The organism is Hyphomicrobium nitrativorans NL23, assembly GCF_000503895.1.
Taxonomy (GTDB): domain Bacteria; phylum Pseudomonadota; class Alphaproteobacteria; order Rhizobiales; family Hyphomicrobiaceae; genus Hyphomicrobium_C; species Hyphomicrobium_C nitrativorans.
The window spans coordinates 653885-669068 of sequence record NC_022997.1; the positions used below are offsets into that span (position 1 = coordinate 653885).

Consider the following 15184-nt stretch of genomic DNA (forward strand, 5'->3'; position numbering starts at 1 on the left):
GGGCGGGTGCGTCTTCGATCCTGGTTAAGGATCGGTAGCGGTGTGCTTCGAAACGAGTCGATGCCGTACGGTGCCGCCGTGCGCTCAGCTAAAAACTTTGCGCGTGACGTGCGGCGGAGTGAGTTGGGACGAGGCCGTGTTCGAGGGCGGCGGCAAGTGCGGCTGGTCCGGCCTTGAGAGCGAGATCCTCGTCGATCACCCATGCGCGCCAGGAGCGCGACGCGTAAGTCTTGTCGCACACCAGCGCGCCGTTCGCGATCCGGCAGGAGCGGTCCGCTTCGAGACGAAGCGGTTCGCGGCGGTCGTGGCGCACGACGCGAAGGTCGATGGGCTGAACGCTCGCGAAGGGCGCGCGCAGGTCGACGTTGCGGTAGACGCAGGACAGGCGATGGTTGCAGGCCCCTGCGCGGCGGCCCATCGTGTTGGCCGGGCCAAGCGCGAGGCCGCGTGTCACGGCCTTGGCGGCGCGGTTTGCGCCCGAGCCGATCCAGCAATTGGCACCTGAGCAGAGTACGGGATCGGCGGTTTTCTTGCCGAAGCGGCGGATGCCTGTGGCGCCGGGCTTCATCACGAGCAGGATGGTGACGCGTTCCGCAGGTTTGGCGGGCTGTGTCGTGCGCGGTGCAGGCGGACGCTCTCTCGACGCACCGAGGCCCATCGGCGATTTGAGATCCGCAAACGACTTTGCGTTGCGTTCGTCTTCGAGTTTGCGGATCCGCTCGGCGCGGCGTTCGTGAGATGCCTCGCGTTCGGCGGCGAGAGCAAGGCGGCGTTGCTCGGCCAGGCGTTCCTCTTCGGCGATCCGGTGTGCTTCCGTGCGGCGCCTCTCGTCTGCGATACGCTTTTCCTCGTCAAGGCGGGTTGCCTCTAAGCGCTGGCGTTCTTCCTCCGCGCGGCGTTTTTCCAGCGCGATACGCTCGCGTTCCTCTTCGGCTCGCTTCTGCTCGGCCACACGCTTTTCTTCAGCGATGCGTTTTTCCTCGGCGATGCGGGCTGTTTCGCGGGCCCGTTCTTCCTCAGCACGCTTCTCGGCGGCAATTCGCTGCTCTTCGGCCCGGGTCTGTTCGGCGATGAAGCGTTCGCGGGCGGCGCGTTGCGCTTCGGCCAGACGGCGCGCCTTTTCGGCGCGCTCTTCTTCGGCGATGCGCTTGGCTTCTTGCGCTTCTTCCGCCGCGCGCGCCTTATCGGCTGCGGCTTTGCGCTCAAGGGCTTCGGCGCGGGCACGCGCCAGCATTTCAGTTTCTTCCGCCTTACGGCGCTTGTTCTCTTCCGCCTTGCGCCGTTTCGTTTCCGCGGCCTTACGGCGCGCGTCTTCCTCTGCAGCGCCGGCGGCGAACTTTTGGGCCAACGCATGGCCGGTTTGTTCCGCTTGCGCGGGTGTTCCTAAGAGCCCCGCGCCAACCCCCAGCAGCATCGCCAAAAGCGGCATGGGGTGTCGGGCAATCATGACAGCCTCTCGTCGAACGATATGCAATATGAACTCTGCGTTCGGCGCGGACACTCGTTCCCGTTCCGAACATCATCATGCGTATGATCCGCCCGGATTCCGGCAACAAAGAGGGGGAATGCTGTCAGTCCGTTCAGGTTCGCGATTTTGCGAGAATATCCGCGAGGCCTTCGCGATAGCTTGGATAGGCGAGCGTGACGCCGAGGTCGTCCTGCAACCGACGGTTCGCGACGCGGCGGTTCTCCGCGTAGAAGCTTCTGCCCATGGGGGAGAGCTTGGCTTCCTCGACGGAGATCTCGGGCGGTGGCTCGACGCCGAGGAGATCCGCCGCGTGCGCGATCATCTCCTGCGAGGGCGAAGGTGTGCCGTCGGTCACGTTGTAGACCGTGTGTCGTCCGGCGCCGCTCGCGGCCGCGAACAGCACGCTTGCGATGTCATCCACGTGGATGCGGTTGAACACCTGGCCGGGTTTGACGATGCGGCGTGCCGTGCCGTCGCGGAGATCGTCGAATGCGCTGCGGCCGGGGCCGTAGATGCCGCCGAGGCGGAAGATCTGGACGCTCTTGCCGTGGGCGTTGCCGAACGCGCGCCACGCGTTCTCGGCGCCGATGCGCCGTGTCGAACGTTCGGAGCCGGGGTTGGGAGCGGCCGTTTCATCGATCCACGCGCCGTCGGTGTTGCCGTAGACGCCGATGGTGGAGAGGTAGCCGATCCAGCGGAGGTGCGGCGCACGGGCGAGGTCGCCCTCGTGAAAGCGGAGGGTCGGGTCGCCGTCCTGATCCGGCCCGGCCGAGACGAGGACATGGCTCGCGTCGGCAAGTGCGTCGGAAATTCCTGATCCGGGTGCCATGCCGTCGAACAGAAACGCGTCATACCCGAGCGATGCGAGCCGGGCCTGGCCTTCGGCCGTGCGGGCCGTGCCGGCGATGCGCCAGCCCAAGGGGCGCACGCGCCGGGCCAGCGCCTCGGCGCTGTAGCCGAGGCCAAAGCAGAACAGGCTGGTCATGCGTCTCTCCCAGAGGTCCATTCGCTGCGCACGTCGCCGTCCGTTTCGCGTGCGAGGTGACGGCTGCGGGTGGCCGCGATCTCGTCGGCGGACGCTAAGCGCCGGAAGGCCCAGACGGCCATCGCACGCACGAGCGGCGACGGATCGGCAAGCAGGGGCGTGACGTGCGGCAGGAGCGAAGCGTCTTTAGAGTTTCCGGCGGCGATCAGGCCATTGCGAACGACGCGGTCGCGCCCAGTGCGCTTGACCGGCGTGCCGCGGAAGCGTTCGCGGAAGGCTGCGTCGTCGAGCGCCAGCAGCTCGGAGAGTAGCGGATTGTCGAGCTCGTCCAACTGCGCGAGTCGGACTTCGCGTGTTTCGCGGGCGTATTTGTTCCAAGGGCAGACGGCGAGGCAGTCGTCGCAGCCGTAGACGCGATTGCCGATGGCGGCGCGGAACTCCTCGGCGATGTGGCCTTTGTGCTCGATGGTGAGGTAGGCGATGCAGCGGCGGGCATCGAGCTGGAACGGCGCGGGGAACGCCTTCGTCGGGCAGACATCGAGGCAGCGCGAGCAGGTGCCGCAATGGTTTCGCTCCGGCTCGTCGGGGGCGATCTCGGCTGCGGACAGGATTGCGCCGAGAAAGAACCACGAGCCGCCATGACGGGAGACGAGGTTGGTGTGCTTGCCCTGCCAGCCGATGCCGGCGGCTTCCGCGAGCGGCTTTTCCATCAGCGGCGCGGTATCGACGAAGACTTTGACGGGCTTATCCGTCTGCTGCGCGAGGTATGAGGCGAGTTCCTTCAGCTTGCCTTTCATGACGTCGTGGTAGTCGCGCCGCTTCGCGTACGCCGAGACGACGCCGTTGAGCGGTTCGGCGAGCGCCTCCATCGGATCCGTTTCGGGCGCGTAGCTCATGGCCAGCATGACTACGGAGCGTGCGTCCGGCCAGAGCGAGTTCGGGTCCGCGCGGCGGTCGACGGTGGTCTCCATCCAGTCCATCGAGCCGTGGCGGCCCTCGGCGAGAAAGGTTTTCAACCGCTCGCCGGAAAGGGGAATGGCATCGGGACGTGTTACGCGCACGATCTCGAAACCGAGCGCGTGGGCGCGTTTTGCGAGAACGGCCTTGACGTCACGCGGTGCGCCGGCTCGCGCCGTGGCGGCCGGGCGGGTGTCTTGCGTTTCGCTGGTCGGGTTTGCACGCATCTTTCAGAAGTCGAGATCGGTATAGACGGGCGCGGGCGCAAGGCCCGGCAGGCGGTCTGCCAGAAGCGGGCGGAACGACGGACGGGATTTTACGCGCGCATACCAGGATTTGGCCGCCGTGTGATCGTCCCAGCGGATTTCGCCCAGATAATCGATGGCCGAGAGGTGGGCCGCGGCCGCGAGGTCGGAGAAGCTCATTTCGTCGCCTGCCAGCCAACGGCGCTCGTGGGCCAGATGGTTCACGTAGCCCAAGTGGTAGCGCAGGTTGGTGCGGATGGCGCGCAGCGCTTCGGTGTCGGGTGTGTGGCCGCCCTCTCCCATGAGATGCCCGTAGACGCGCTCGTGCAGCAGTTCGCGGGTGACTTCGCGGTTGAGCTTGCCGTGGAACCAATCCACGAGGCGGCGTTGCTCCGCGCGTTCTGCGAGAGATCCATGGAAGAGTGGGGCAGGGCGGCCGTCCTTCTGCATGTTCTCCAGCAATCCCGCGAAGTACTCCGTGATGGCGTAGGAACCGCAGAGGACGAGGCCACCTTCGAGCGCGAGCACCGGCAATTCACCGGCGGGGTTCAGCGCCAGAAATTCCGTGCGCCACTCCCACGGGCGCTCCTCCACCAGTTCGGGCGTGATGCCGATCTCGGCCAGCGCAATGCGGATGGCACGGGAGCGGGGGCAGAGCCGGAAATGGGTTAGCGTGTGCATGGAATCCGATCTGCCCGCCTCATGGGGTTGCCTCCGATGATGGAATGACGTCCGGTGATTTCTGGAACTCTTGCCGCTTCAACTCGATGGCGGCCCGAATTCGCTGCCTGGCCGAAGCCATGGTCCGTTGTCATCAGGCCGCCGTCCCCGGAACGTATCCTCGTTTCTGCAAACGTGCTACCGAACCCGCCGACTTGTCCGTCCCTTCGCAGGGGTCTATCGGAACGCCCTATTCATCCTCTTGTGCCAAGGTTCTCCATTTCCAACCGGAGCGCATCGTTCATGCCGATCTGGCAAGCTATTCTGCTTGGTTTTTTGGAGGGACTGACAGAGTTCCTACCCGTCTCGTCAACCGGGCATCTGCTGCTCGCTGGCCACTTTCTGGGCTTCGAGTCTCCCGCCAAGACGTTCGAGGTTCAGATTCAGCTCGGGGCGATCCTTGCCGTTGTCGTCGTTTATTTCGGCCGGCTCTGGCAGATGCTGCTCGCGCTTCCGTCCGATCCCTGGGTGCGACGCTTCGTCATTTCCTTGTTTGTGGCCTTCCTTCCTGCCGCGGTGTTCGGCGCTCTCTTGCACGGCTTCATCAAGGACGTTCTGTTCGAAAATCCGGTGCTCGTGTGCGCAATGCTGATCGCGGGCGGGTTCGTTCTCCTCGCGGTCGATCGGTGGCTCGCGCCCACGCCGCGATTTGCCGACGCGATGGATATCCCGCCGGCGCGGGCGTTGGCGATCGGCTTCTTTCAGTGTCTCGCGCTGATGCCCGGCGTCTCACGCTCGGGGGCCACCATCGTGGGAGGGCTTTTGATGGGAGCCGAAAGGCGCGCCGCTGCCGAGTTCTCGTTCCTGCTCGCGCTGCCGACGATGAGCGGCGCGTTCGCCTACGATCTCTACGTCAATTGGAACAAGATCGAGCAGACGGATGTGCTTCCGCTCGGCGTCGGCTTCGTGATGGCGTTTTTGACTGCGGTCGTGGTGGTCAAGCTCGCGCTCGCGTTCATTGCGCGGCACGGGTTCACGCCGTTCGCCTGGTGGCGCATCGTCGTCGGCTCGATTGGGCTCGCGGCGCTCACGATCTACGGATAAGAGAGCGCGGCGTGGCGTCGTCGTGCCCCGCCGCGCTTCGCCCCCCGGCTAAGCCGCGTGTGACGTGAGAGGCGATGTCAGCGCGTGCTGAAGGCTCGCAAGGTCGGGCGCCGAACGCAACCTTTCGAGTGCGGTCGGCTCACGCACCAGCCGCGAAATGCGCGCCAGCGCCTTGAGGTGATCGCCACCGGCGTGATCGGGCGCCAGCAGCACGAAAATCAGATCCACCGGCTCTCCGTCCGGGCTTTCGAAGTCGATCGGCCGGGCGAGGCGCGCGAAAAGGCTCACGATGCCGTCGATGCCGATCAGCTTGACGTGCGGAATGGCGATACCGCGGCCGAGGCCCGTCGAGCCCAGCCGCTCCCGCTGGAGCAGCGTGTCGTAGATCGTGCGCCCGTCGAGGCCCGTCAGGTCTCCGGCCTGGACCGAGAGTCCGTGAAGCGCCTCTTTCTTGGTGGCCGCTTCGAACGCAGGGAAGATACCCCGAGGTGCCAGAAGATCGCCTAAATCCATTTTTCGGGTCCCATCAGCTCAGTGACCGGCATCGCTGCCAACCCTTGTTGCTCTTAGCGCGTGATCAGTTTCGATTGGATCGGGATCACGCTCTTAATCTCTCAGGTGAGACCGATGATTCACGCTTCAGGCTGGTAGGGCCTGAAGCGATCATGGTCTAGACGCCTCAGTGCCGTGCCCCCCCGGGGCGCCGGCAACGCGCGGCCTATGCTTACACCACTCTGTTCCGCACAAAGATATGCACCAAACGTGCCGTCTGACGCGACGCTCCGGAGAGCGGCCAGCTTCCGTATGCACGCTGTTCATTTCCGCGATACCCGCGTTCGTAACCAGCAAAAGTGGCGATTCGGTAGCCTCGCACTGCGCAAAGATGCGGCACCCTGGCTTTCCGGCTTATCTCGAACCGATCACAAAGCGATCGGATGTCCGATCCGGCTTTTTCGGGCCTCGCCTCGCACGCTTGGAGGCAGTCTCTACGCACGCTCTACAGCTTCCTGGCCCGGTGCGCGTCGGATATATTTTATAATTATTTCAATTCTTTGTTCTTTGCCCTGCGCGGACCGAAGCCTAACTCAGGCAACGCTAGAGCGGGGATTCGGGGGTGTCAATCGCGAGGCGCGAGGATGCAGTGGATGGCACGTCGCGCCGCATGTTCAAACCGAGCGGCCGACGCGCTCGGCGTGGCGCTTCTCGCGGCGGCGCTGGACGGACGAGGGGATGCGCATCGCTTCGCGATATTTCGCAACGGTGCGGCGCGCGATGTCGATGCCTTCCGCCTTGAGCTTGTCGACAAGCATGTCGTCGGAGAGCACTTGGCGCACGCTCTCGCCGTCGATCATCTGGCGAATGCGGTGGCGGACGGATTCCGACGAGTGAGCTTCGCCCTCCCCAGCCGATGCGATGGCGGAGGTGAAAAAGTATTTTAGCTCGAAGATGCCGCGCGGGGTCGCCATGTACTTGTTCGACGTGACGCGGGAGACGGTCGACTCGTGCATCGAAATGGCGTCGGCCACAGTCTTGAGGTTCAAAGGACGCAGGTATTGGACGCCGTGCGTGAAGAAGCCGTCCTGCTGGCGAACGATCTCTTGGGAGACCTTGAGGATGGTGCGTGCGCGCTGATCGAGACTCTTCACCAGCCAGTTCGCGGTCTGCAGGCATTCGAGAAGATAGTCCTTTTCCTTCTCGTTGCGTGTCGTGGTGCTCACCTCGGCGTAGTAGGTGCGGTTGACGAGCACGCGGGGGAGCGTGTCGCTGTTGAGCTCGATGGTCCAGGAGCCGTCGGAGGCTGCGCGTACAAGCACATCCGGCACCACAGGCTGGATCTGGACGGATCCGAACTTGAGCCCCGGCTTCGGGTCGAGGCGCTTGATCTCCTCGATCATGTCGGTGATCTCCGACATATCGGCTCCGACGGCCTTTTTCAGGGCTGGCAGATTGTGGGCGGCCAGGAGGTGCAAGTTGTCGAGGAGCGATGCGATCTGAGGGTCGTAGCGGTTCTGCTCTTTGAGCTGGAGCGCCAGGCACTCGGCGAGCGTGCGGGCGAAGACGCCCACGGGATCGCACGCTTGCAGCGTTTCGAGAACGCGCTCCACCATTCCGAGCGGGGCGCCGAGCTTGACCGCCAACGCGTCGAGATCGCCCTGGAGGTATCCGGCCTCGTCCACCATGTCGATCAGGTGCTGGCCGATCAGTCGCTCGACCGGGCCTTGAATCACGAGGGGGAGCTGTGCGGTGAGATGTTCGCGGAGCGTCGGCTCGCTGGTGACGAATGCTTCGGGATTGATGTCTTCGCCGGAGAACGAGCTCGTGGTTTGGCGCAAGCTGGCCCAGCCCGAGTCGCTATCGAGGCCGCCGGCCGGCGCGCCGTCGTCGCCATCGACCGCATAGTGCTCGACATCGAGGCCGCCGTTCGGTTCGGCGGCCGGTTTCGCGAGGTCCAGCCATTCGTCATCGCCGGACGAGCCGTCGCTGCTCGCCTGCTCGATCTGAGGCTCCGCTTCCGCCTCGCTTCGCGTGGCGCCTTCGGGCGCTTCGTCGATTTCCAGCAGGGGATTGCGCTCAAGCTCGGAGTCCACGAACTGGCCGAGCTCCAGATTGGAAAGCTGGAGGAGGCGGATCGCCTGCTGCAGCTGGGGTGTCATCACCAGCTGCTGGCCTTGCCTCAACTCAAGCTTTGCCGATAGCGCCATGCTCAGACTTTCCGCGTCCGAGGCGGCGCCGGAACGATCCGGCGACGAGCCCCGGCGACGCTACGGTACGGGGGCGCACACGCCGCGATGCTCATGCATCGCAGGGTCGCTGCCCGGTTGGGTGGCGCCTCAAGTGGTCTCATCGCGTTGGGTTCCAGAATGCGTCGCGACCCACGGCTATACTCAACCGGCGTTAACGAACATATCCCCGAGGTAGACACGCCGAACATCTTCATTCGCTATGATTTCCGCGGGCTTACCTTGTGTCAGAACCTGGCCGTCGTAAATGATGTAGGCGCGGTCGATCAGGCTCAAGGTCTCGCGGACGTTGTGATCCGTGATGAGGACCCCGATGCCGCGGTCCGTCAAGTGGCGCACTAGGACCTGGATGTCGCCGACGGCGATCGGGTCGATGCCAGCGAACGGCTCGTCGAGCAGGATGAACGACGGGCGCGAGGCGAGGGCGCGGGCGATTTCGCAGCGACGCCGCTCGCCGCCCGAGAGCGCCATGGCCGCCGACTTGCGGAGGCGCGTGATCTGAAATTCCTCAAGCAGGCTGTCGAGCTGTTCTTTGCGGGCGCGGCGGTTCGGCTCGACCAGCTCCAGCACGGCCATGATATTCTGCTCGACCGTGAGGCCGCGGAAAATGGAGGCTTCCTGCGGCAGGTAACCGATGCCGAGGCGTGCGCGGCGATACATCGGCAAACGGGTGACGTCCCGGCCGTCGATGGAAATGCGGCCTGCGTCTGCGGGGACGAGCCCGGTGATCATGTAAAAGACGGTGGTTTTGCCGGCGCCGTTCGGGCCGAGGAGGCCGACGGATTCGCCGCGTCCGACGGCGAGGCTGACGCCGCGCACCACCATGCGCTTCTTGTAGCTCTTCTGGACGTTTTCCGCGACGAGCCAGCCCTGGTGGCTGGCAAGCTCGTGGTTGCCGGCTGCGTCGTCGTAGCCGTAGGCGTCCCCTGCGGCGCCGTGTTCGCCATAGGGGTCCGGCTGAAACGCAGTCGCGCCGTCAGCTTTCTGTTTCAGGGGCCACAATCTCATACGGACGATCTGTCGTGCTCTGGGCTCAAGGGCTCTGGGCTCACGGGGATTGCTGCCGGTCTCGGACGTTCAGGCGACCAACGGATCGCGCCTGGGACATATCGTGACCGAGGCGATCCTTATCTGGCATTCGAGCCGTTTTCGGGTGTCGGTGTCAAATCTTTGCGGCGCGGCTAAGGGTTCGGCTCCGATGTCGCGGACCAGCCGTCGATTTCGGGCGTCTGCCGCTTTGCTTTGCTGTTCTTCTTCTGGCCTTCCTTCATCTCCTGAGGGAAGAAGACCGCGCTGGCTCGGCCCGCCTTGCGTGCCGGCCCGGATTCGGCGGCGGATTCGGTGTTGGCCGACCAGCCGCCGCCGTTCGGGACAGCGACGGTGTTGCCGGGGGCCGTATCGATCTTGCTCTCGCCGGACGTGAGGTCGATCAGGAGCCGCGTGCCGCGCACCATGCTTTGTCCCTGGGAAAGCACGACGTTGCCGCCCATGGTGATCTTGTTCGTCTTCGCGTCGAAGTTGGCCCAGTCGCCGGTGGCGGTCTGTCCGTCGGCGGCGGTCACTTTGACGTCCTTGCGGGCTTCGATGCGGGTCAGCTCCGAGCCTGCGCCCTGCTGGGTGTTGGCCGCGCCCGCGCCGCCACCGGCGGCATCCATGAGACCGGCCTCGCCTTTGTAGTAGGCCGAGAGTTCTGCGGACTGGATCTTGACCGCACCTTGGGCGGCTTCCACGCTGCCCCGGAATACGGCGACCTTCTTCCCGTCGTCCACATCGAGCGATTCCGACGTGACATCGACGGGCGATTTGGGATCGGCTTTGAACGACATGGCGCCGATGCCTTGCGCAGCCGGTGTGGCGGCGGTTGTGCCGCCTGTGTCGTTGGCATCGCGGATCAGGCGTGCGCTGATGCGTCCGGGAATGACGGAGGCTTCGGGCGGCGACGTCAGGCGCGCGGTGAGCCGATTGCGGTCGACGGCGAGACGTCCGCCGCGCAGCTCGTTGGTGCCTTGCGTGACGACGACATCGCCGATGAGGACGATCATTCCCGAGGCTTCGTTGAGCTCGACGCGCCGGCTCGTCGCGTGGCGGTCGACGCCGGAGGTCATCACGACCTTGTCGCCGAGAAGCACGGCCGTCGAGGTGACGGCATCGAAGTCGGCGCTGTCGCTGGTTACGATTTCGCCGGTTGCGCGCTGCATCACGACGGGCTTCTTGGCCAGGATGCGGCGCAGCCGACCCGCACCGTTCTCTCCCTCGGCCGCTGACCCGGCGGACATCATGCCTTCGCCTTCGTAGAATACTTCGAGTTCCGGCGTCGTGAGGTCGGCGTCGCCCTGGCGTGCGCGTACGGAGCCGGAAAAGAGCGCCGTCTTGTTCGCGTCGTTGATGTCGAGGCGGTGAGAGTTGATATGGATCGGGCCGTTGGATGGCGTGAAGAGCGCTGCGGCGTCAGATGCGGGTTCGGCTGCCGCGGCGTCTCGGGCCTCCGGCTTCGGCTGGTCGTCGGGCGGCGGCGAAAGCTCGACCTGCACGTCTTCGGTGAAGGTCGCTTCGCGCGCCTTCTGGCGTAGCGTCATCTGCTTTGCGTGGACGGTGCCGCTCGGAAATGCGACCGCGACAGGCTCCGGTGAGGTCAGGAGATCTTCTTTCGCGAGGATCGTTGCGCGTGTGAGTTTCGCCTTGAGCCCGCTTTCGGATACGACGTCGATCTGCTCGTAGAGTTCGAGCACGCTGTCGTTGTTGTTGAAGACGCCGCGCACGGCGGTGACGTCGGTGCGCGTCTTGTCCGCCTGATAGATTTCACCCGAGATGCCGTTCAACGTCACGACGTTGGGATTGGTCAGGTCGGGATCGGCGGTTTTCGCCGTGAACTTATAGCTCACGCCGTCCTTGCCGAAGCCCTCGTAGCGCGGGTTCGTCATGGCCAAGTCTGCCGGCAGGATCTGGCGAAGCGCGACTTCGGGCAGGGCGTCCGGACTGACAAGCCCCGTTTTTTGCGCGATGGCGATCCCGTACACCCCGAGGAGGGCGACGATCGCGCCGGGGAAGACAATGCGAAGGAGGCGCACGATCATGGTGCGCCGGGCCGCCTTCTCGAATTCGCGTGAGCGGTCGGCGGCCATGACCAGCCCCTGGCCGGTCTGGCGGCTCGCCGACGGCTCCGATTGGGGGTTAACAGTCATGAGCATGGAGGTGTCCCGCCCTCGAAGTTCGTCGACCTTGACGTTCCAGGCCGGCGGATAGGACGAGGGCGAATGGCCCTTCGTCCCGCATGGCGTGTCCCGCGCGACGCGCACCCTGGTTAGATAGAGGCCAATCCGCGCACGGTCTATCCTGCGCGAGACCTGACTTTCTCTGCACGGGTCTCGACACGCCGAGTTTTGCACGCGCGAAGGTGTGCGGACAATCGCCCTGAAATTGGGTGATATTGGGACCTCGCGGTCCCGGATACCGCGTGTTTGGAGCCGCCCGGTTCAGTGCGCGAAGATGTCGACTTCGCCGAAGCCCGCAAGGTCGAGCCTGGCGCGGGTTCCGAGGAACGCGAAGGCGGCGTCCGCGAAAGCCGTGCGGCCTTCCCGCTCCAGCATTGCGTCGAGCTTTGCCTTCAAAGCGTGCAGATGCAAAACGTCGGAGGCGGCATAGGCGAGCTGCTGCTGGGTGAGGGTTGCGGCGCCCCAGTCCGAGCTTTGCTGCTGCTTCGAGAGGTCAACGCCCAAGAGTTCGGACGTGATATCCTTCAGTCCGTGGCGGTCGGTGTAGGTTCGCACGAGCTTGGAGGCGATCTTTGTGCAGTAAACCGGGGCAACCTTTACGCCGAGGTACTTCTCAAGAACTGCGAGATCGAAGCGAGCGAAGTGAAAGATCTTGAGAATGGCCGGATCTGCCAGCAGCCCTTTCAGGCGCGGGGCGTCGTAGGTTTTCGGATCCGGCTGCACGAGGTGGGCATGTCCGTCGCCGCTCGAAAGCTGCACGAGGCAGAGACGGTCGCGGTTCGGATCGAGGCCGAGCGTTTCGGTGTCGATTGCGACGCTGCCCGTGAAGGACACATCCGCGGGAAGATCGCCTTTGTGGAGGGTGAAGGGCTGCGCTGACATGTGAACCTCGTATGCGGGCGAAGGCTGATCCACGAGGCATGTAAGTTATTGAAATTTATCGTGGATTTTATGTGTGTTCCGAGCGCGGGTGTAGCGGTTTCGCGGCTTAAAAGCAAGAGCGCGCCTCGGGAGGTTCGTTTTTTGCGGGTTCTGATCTCAGAAAGTGCCGGTTTTTCTTGACCCTGGAAATTTTCAGGGGCGATAAGCGCTGAACCGGAAAGTGGAACGGCGGTCGATGGATATTCTCGCGCTTGTGGCCGCATCGTTCTTCCTCGCGCCGCTGGCGGCGTGGCTGGGCGGGCGGTCATCGCCGTTCGTTGCGGCCATCCCTGCCGTGCTTTTCGCAGGCTTCGCGACCTTCCTTCCCGAGATCGGGAACGGCAGGACGCTGAGGCAGGTTCATCCCTGGATTCCGACATTCGGCATCGACGCCTCCTTTCGGGTCGATGGGCTTTCGCTTCTCTTCGCGCTTCTGATCACCGGCATCGGAACGCTCGTGTTCCTCTATGCGTCCGCGTATCTCAAGGGGCGCGAGCGGCTGCCTCGCTTTTATGCCGCGCTCACCGTGTTCATGGGCGCGATGATCGGGGCGGTGCTGGCCGACGATCTCATCTTGCTCGTCGTCTTCTGGGAGCTGACGAGCCTCACGTCGTTCCTGCTTATCGGGACGACGCCGGAAAGCGCCGAAGCGCGGCGGTCGGCCCAACAAGGGCTTCTGGTGACGGTGGCCGGGGGGCTGGCGCTGCTTGCGGCCGTCATTCTGCTGGGGTCCGGTCTCGGCACGTACTCGATCAGCGAGATTCTGGCGCGGGGCGAGGCGGTGGCGGCGCTTTCGACCGCACCGGCCATCGTCGTGCTTCTGGCCATCGGCGCGTTCGCCAAGTCGGCGCAGGTGCCGCTCCATTCGTGGCTGCCGAACGCCATGGTGGCGCCGACGCCGGTATCGGCGTTCCTCCACTCGGCCACCATGGTGAAGCTCGGCGTCTATCTGCTCGCGCGGTTCAATCCGGTGTTCGAGGCGCATGAATTGTGGGTTCTGCTGCTCACGAGTGTGGGCGGGGCCACGATGATCGCGGGTGCGGTGCTGGCGCTGCGCGAAGTGGACCTCAAGCGGGTGCTCGCCTATTCGACGGTCGTGTCTCTCGGCACGTTGGTGCTGCTGATCGGTTTGCCGGGCGAGACATCGGCGCTTGCGGTTGCTGCGTTTCTTTTCGGGCACGCGCTTTACAAGGCGTGCCTGTTCCTGGTTGCGGGGAACGTCGATCACGAAACGGGCACGCGGGACAGCACGGCGCTGGGCGGGTTGCGCCACGCGATGCCGGTGACGGCGGTTGCGGCCGGACTTGGCGCGATGTCGATGGCTGGACTTCCGCTGTTTTTCGGGTTTGTCGGCAAGGAGCTGATTTACGAGGCGGGACTCCCGGCATCATCCTGGCTCGTGCTCGGCGCGGCATTGATTGCGAATGCCGCGATGGTCGTCGTTGCGGGCATCGTGGCGGTGCGGTGTTTCATGGGGCCGCGCGTGCCGACGCCGGGCGCGCCGCAGGATCCGGGATTTCGGATGTTGGCCGGGCCGGTCGTGCTTGCTTTTCTCGGCCTCCTATTCGGCGTGGCTCCGTGGATCGCAGGCGACGGTCTTTTGATGTCCGCAGCGGAGGCGATTTCGGGCCGGCGCTTGGGCGCGACGCTCGCGCTGTGGCATGGCTTCACCCCCGCGCTTGCCCTGAGTGTGCTGACGCTGCTGATCGGTGTTGGCGCGTTTCTGCGTTGGGACGCGCTACGGGATGCTTTCGCGCGCATTCGGCAGATCGATGCGTGGGACCGGACCGTGGATACGATGCGCTGCTCGCCGGGCTGCAACGGGTTGCCATTTGGCAAACGAACGCGATCCAGACCGGAAGTCTCAGGCTTTATGCCGGCCGCGTGCTGGCCATTGTCGCACTGGCGGGCGCGCCTGCTCTCGCTCTGCTTGGCGGGTTTGCGCTGCCTTCGTTCGATGCCGGATGGCTGAGGCCCGATGCAGCGCTTGCGGTTGCGTTGATCGTTTCGGCGCTTGCGGTCGCCGGTGCGAGAGGGTTCGTAGCCGGTCTCGCCGCCGCGGGCATGGTGGGTTTCGCGGTGGCGCTGCTGTTCCTTCTCAACGGCGCGCCGGATCTCGCCTTCACGCAGTTCTCGGTGGAGGCGATTGCCATCGTGATCCTGCTCGCCATCGTGGGGCGGTTGCCGTTCCGGCAATGGGATGCGCGAACGGGACGGCAACGGTTGCGCGACGGCGCGATTGCGGTGGGGCTCGGCGTGTCCGCGACGTGCGTGTTGTTTGCCGTTCTCGCGATGCCTTTCGACGTGCGGCTTTCGGATTATTTCCGCGCGGCGAGCGTGCCTGAAGCGCATGGGCGCAATCTCGTCAACGTGATCCTCGTCGATTTCCGGGCCCTCGATACGCTGGGCGAGATCTCGGTGCTTGGGCTTGCAGCGGTGGCGGCGGCCGCGGTGATTGCCGGTGTGCGGCGGCGGATGTCGGAGAAGGGTGCATGAATTCTCTGATCCTGAGGACGACCGGCCGCGCGATCCTCCCGCTCGCGCTTCTCTTCTCCATCTATGTGCTGTTTCGCGGCCATAACGAGCCGGGGGGCGGTTTCATCGGCGGACTCATCGCGGCTGCGGGCTTGGCCGTGTACGCTTTGCCGCGCGGGCGTTCGGCGCTCGTGAGGCTTATCCGCGTGTGGCCGAAGGCGCTGATCGGCGGCGGGCTCGCGCTCGGGCTTCTCTCCGGGCTTCCGGCGCTTCTTCTGAATTCGCCGTATCTTACGCACCAGTGGACATTTCCGGGCGGCCTCGCAGTTGGCACGGCGCTCGTGTTCGATGTCGGCGTCTATCTCACGGTCGTCGGCGCGGTGCTCACGTTCCTCTTGCCCTATCTGGAGGAGTGA

Annotated in this window: 13 protein-coding genes; 4 read left to right on the plus strand and 9 right to left on the minus strand. The window is 64.8% G+C overall.

What is annotated here, in order from left to right; genetic code table 11:
• Positions 1-88: 88 nt before the first annotated feature.
• The 4 genes from W911_RS17115 to W911_RS03035 form a co-directional block, all read right to left on the minus strand.
• The gene (locus W911_RS17115; RefSeq protein ID WP_144083489.1) at positions 89-1447 is read right to left on the minus strand and encodes a hypothetical protein; all 1359 of its coding nucleotides are present in this window, start codon (positions 1445-1447) and stop codon (positions 89-91) included.
• A 133-nt stretch (positions 1448-1580) separates the two neighbouring features.
• The gene (locus W911_RS03025; RefSeq protein WP_023786039.1) at positions 1581-2453 is read right to left on the minus strand and encodes an SDR family oxidoreductase; all 873 of its coding nucleotides are present in this window, start codon (positions 2451-2453) and stop codon (positions 1581-1583) included.
• Positions 2450-3637, minus strand: coding sequence for a tRNA epoxyqueuosine(34) reductase QueG (gene queG, locus W911_RS03030; protein ID WP_023786040.1), 1188 nt, complete (start codon positions 3635-3637; stop codon positions 2450-2452). Before queG ends, W911_RS03025 begins: the two co-directional genes overlap by 4 nt.
• Before the next feature lie 3 nt (positions 3638-3640).
• Entirely contained in the window at positions 3641-4336 is a 696-nt protein-coding gene (locus tag W911_RS03035; protein ID WP_023786041.1) for a glutathione S-transferase family protein, read from the minus strand.
• Between the two features lie 282 nt (positions 4337-4618).
• Between W911_RS03035 and W911_RS03040 the strand changes: the two genes are divergently transcribed.
• Complete coding sequence (locus tag W911_RS03040) at positions 4619-5419, plus strand: undecaprenyl-diphosphate phosphatase (RefSeq protein WP_023786042.1); 801 nt, start codon at positions 4619-4621, stop codon at positions 5417-5419.
• A gap of 48 nt (positions 5420-5467) precedes the next feature.
• Here W911_RS03040 and W911_RS03045 read toward each other — a convergent pair whose 3' ends face one another.
• The 5 genes from W911_RS03045 to W911_RS03065 all read right to left on the minus strand — a co-directional run bounded on the left by W911_RS03045 (position 5468) and on the right by W911_RS03065 (position 12254).
• Positions 5468-5932: a PTS sugar transporter subunit IIA gene (locus W911_RS03045; RefSeq protein ID WP_023786043.1), complete on the minus strand. Its 465-nt coding sequence runs from the start codon at positions 5930-5932 to the stop codon at positions 5468-5470.
• Between the two features lie 653 nt (positions 5933-6585).
• Positions 6586-8121, minus strand: coding sequence for an RNA polymerase factor sigma-54 (rpoN, locus tag W911_RS03050; RefSeq protein ID WP_023786044.1), 1536 nt, complete (start codon positions 8119-8121; stop codon positions 6586-6588).
• Between the two features lie 183 nt (positions 8122-8304).
• Positions 8305-9168 carry an LPS export ABC transporter ATP-binding protein gene (lptB, locus tag W911_RS03055; RefSeq protein WP_023786045.1) on the minus strand — a complete coding sequence of 288 codons (864 nt, stop codon included), beginning with the start codon at positions 9166-9168 and terminating at the stop codon, positions 8305-8307.
• A 173-nt stretch (positions 9169-9341) separates the two neighbouring features.
• Positions 9342-11348, minus strand: coding sequence for an LPS export ABC transporter periplasmic protein LptC (lptC, locus tag W911_RS17120; protein WP_144083490.1), 2007 nt, complete (start codon positions 11346-11348; stop codon positions 9342-9344).
• 285 nt (positions 11349-11633) lie between these two features.
• Positions 11634-12254 (minus strand): ribonuclease D, encoded by a 621-nt coding sequence (locus W911_RS03065; protein WP_041316194.1) that lies wholly within the window; start codon positions 12252-12254, stop codon positions 11634-11636.
• 235 nt (positions 12255-12489) lie between these two features.
• Here W911_RS03065 and W911_RS03070 point away from each other — a divergent pair, with 235 nt between their 5' ends.
• From W911_RS03070 to W911_RS03075, 3 genes are read left to right on the plus strand one after another with little or no spacing between them, the layout of a single operon-like run.
• A complete protein-coding gene (locus tag W911_RS03070; RefSeq protein ID WP_051388500.1) occupies positions 12490-14265 on the plus strand; it encodes a proton-conducting transporter transmembrane domain-containing protein in 1776 nt (591 codons plus the stop codon).
• Positions 14178-14789, plus strand: a complete 612-nt coding sequence (gene mbhE / locus W911_RS17125) for a hydrogen gas-evolving membrane-bound hydrogenase subunit E (protein WP_051388501.1) — start codon at positions 14178-14180, stop codon at positions 14787-14789. The genes W911_RS03070 and mbhE overlap by 88 nt, the downstream gene beginning before the upstream one ends.
• Entirely contained in the window at positions 14786-15184 is a 399-nt protein-coding gene (locus tag W911_RS03075) for an MnhB domain-containing protein (RefSeq protein WP_023786048.1), read from the plus strand. The genes mbhE and W911_RS03075 overlap by 4 nt, the downstream gene beginning before the upstream one ends.

Coding starts and splice junctions, on each gene's coding strand:
- queG (WP_023786040.1), bottom strand. CDS start 3,637: ATGCGTGCAAACCCGACCAGCGAAACGCAAGACACCCGCCCGGCCGCC.
- W911_RS03065 (WP_041316194.1), bottom strand. CDS start 12,254: ATGTCAGCGCAGCCCTTCACCCTCCACAAAGGCGATCTTCCCGCGGAT.
- lptB (WP_023786045.1), bottom strand. CDS start 9,168: ATGAGATTGTGGCCCCTGAAACAGAAAGCTGACGGCGCGACTGCGTTT.
- lptC (WP_144083490.1), bottom strand. CDS start 11,348: ATGCTCATGACTGTTAACCCCCAATCGGAGCCGTCGGCGAGCCGCCAG.
- W911_RS03025 (WP_023786039.1), bottom strand. CDS start 2,453: ATGACCAGCCTGTTCTGCTTTGGCCTCGGCTACAGCGCCGAGGCGCTG.
- rpoN (WP_023786044.1), bottom strand. CDS start 8,121: ATGGCGCTATCGGCAAAGCTTGAGTTGAGGCAAGGCCAGCAGCTGGTG.
- W911_RS03035 (WP_023786041.1), bottom strand. CDS start 4,336: ATGCACACGCTAACCCATTTCCGGCTCTGCCCCCGCTCCCGTGCCATC.
- W911_RS17115 (WP_144083489.1), bottom strand. CDS start 1,447: ATGATTGCCCGACACCCCATGCCGCTTTTGGCGATGCTGCTGGGGGTT.
- W911_RS03045 (WP_023786043.1), bottom strand. CDS start 5,932: ATGGATTTAGGCGATCTTCTGGCACCTCGGGGTATCTTCCCTGCGTTC.
- W911_RS03070 (WP_051388500.1), top strand. CDS start 12,490: ATGGATATTCTCGCGCTTGTGGCCGCATCGTTCTTCCTCGCGCCGCTG.
- W911_RS03040 (WP_023786042.1), top strand. CDS start 4,619: ATGCCGATCTGGCAAGCTATTCTGCTTGGTTTTTTGGAGGGACTGACA.
- W911_RS03075 (WP_023786048.1), top strand. CDS start 14,786: ATGAATTCTCTGATCCTGAGGACGACCGGCCGCGCGATCCTCCCGCTC.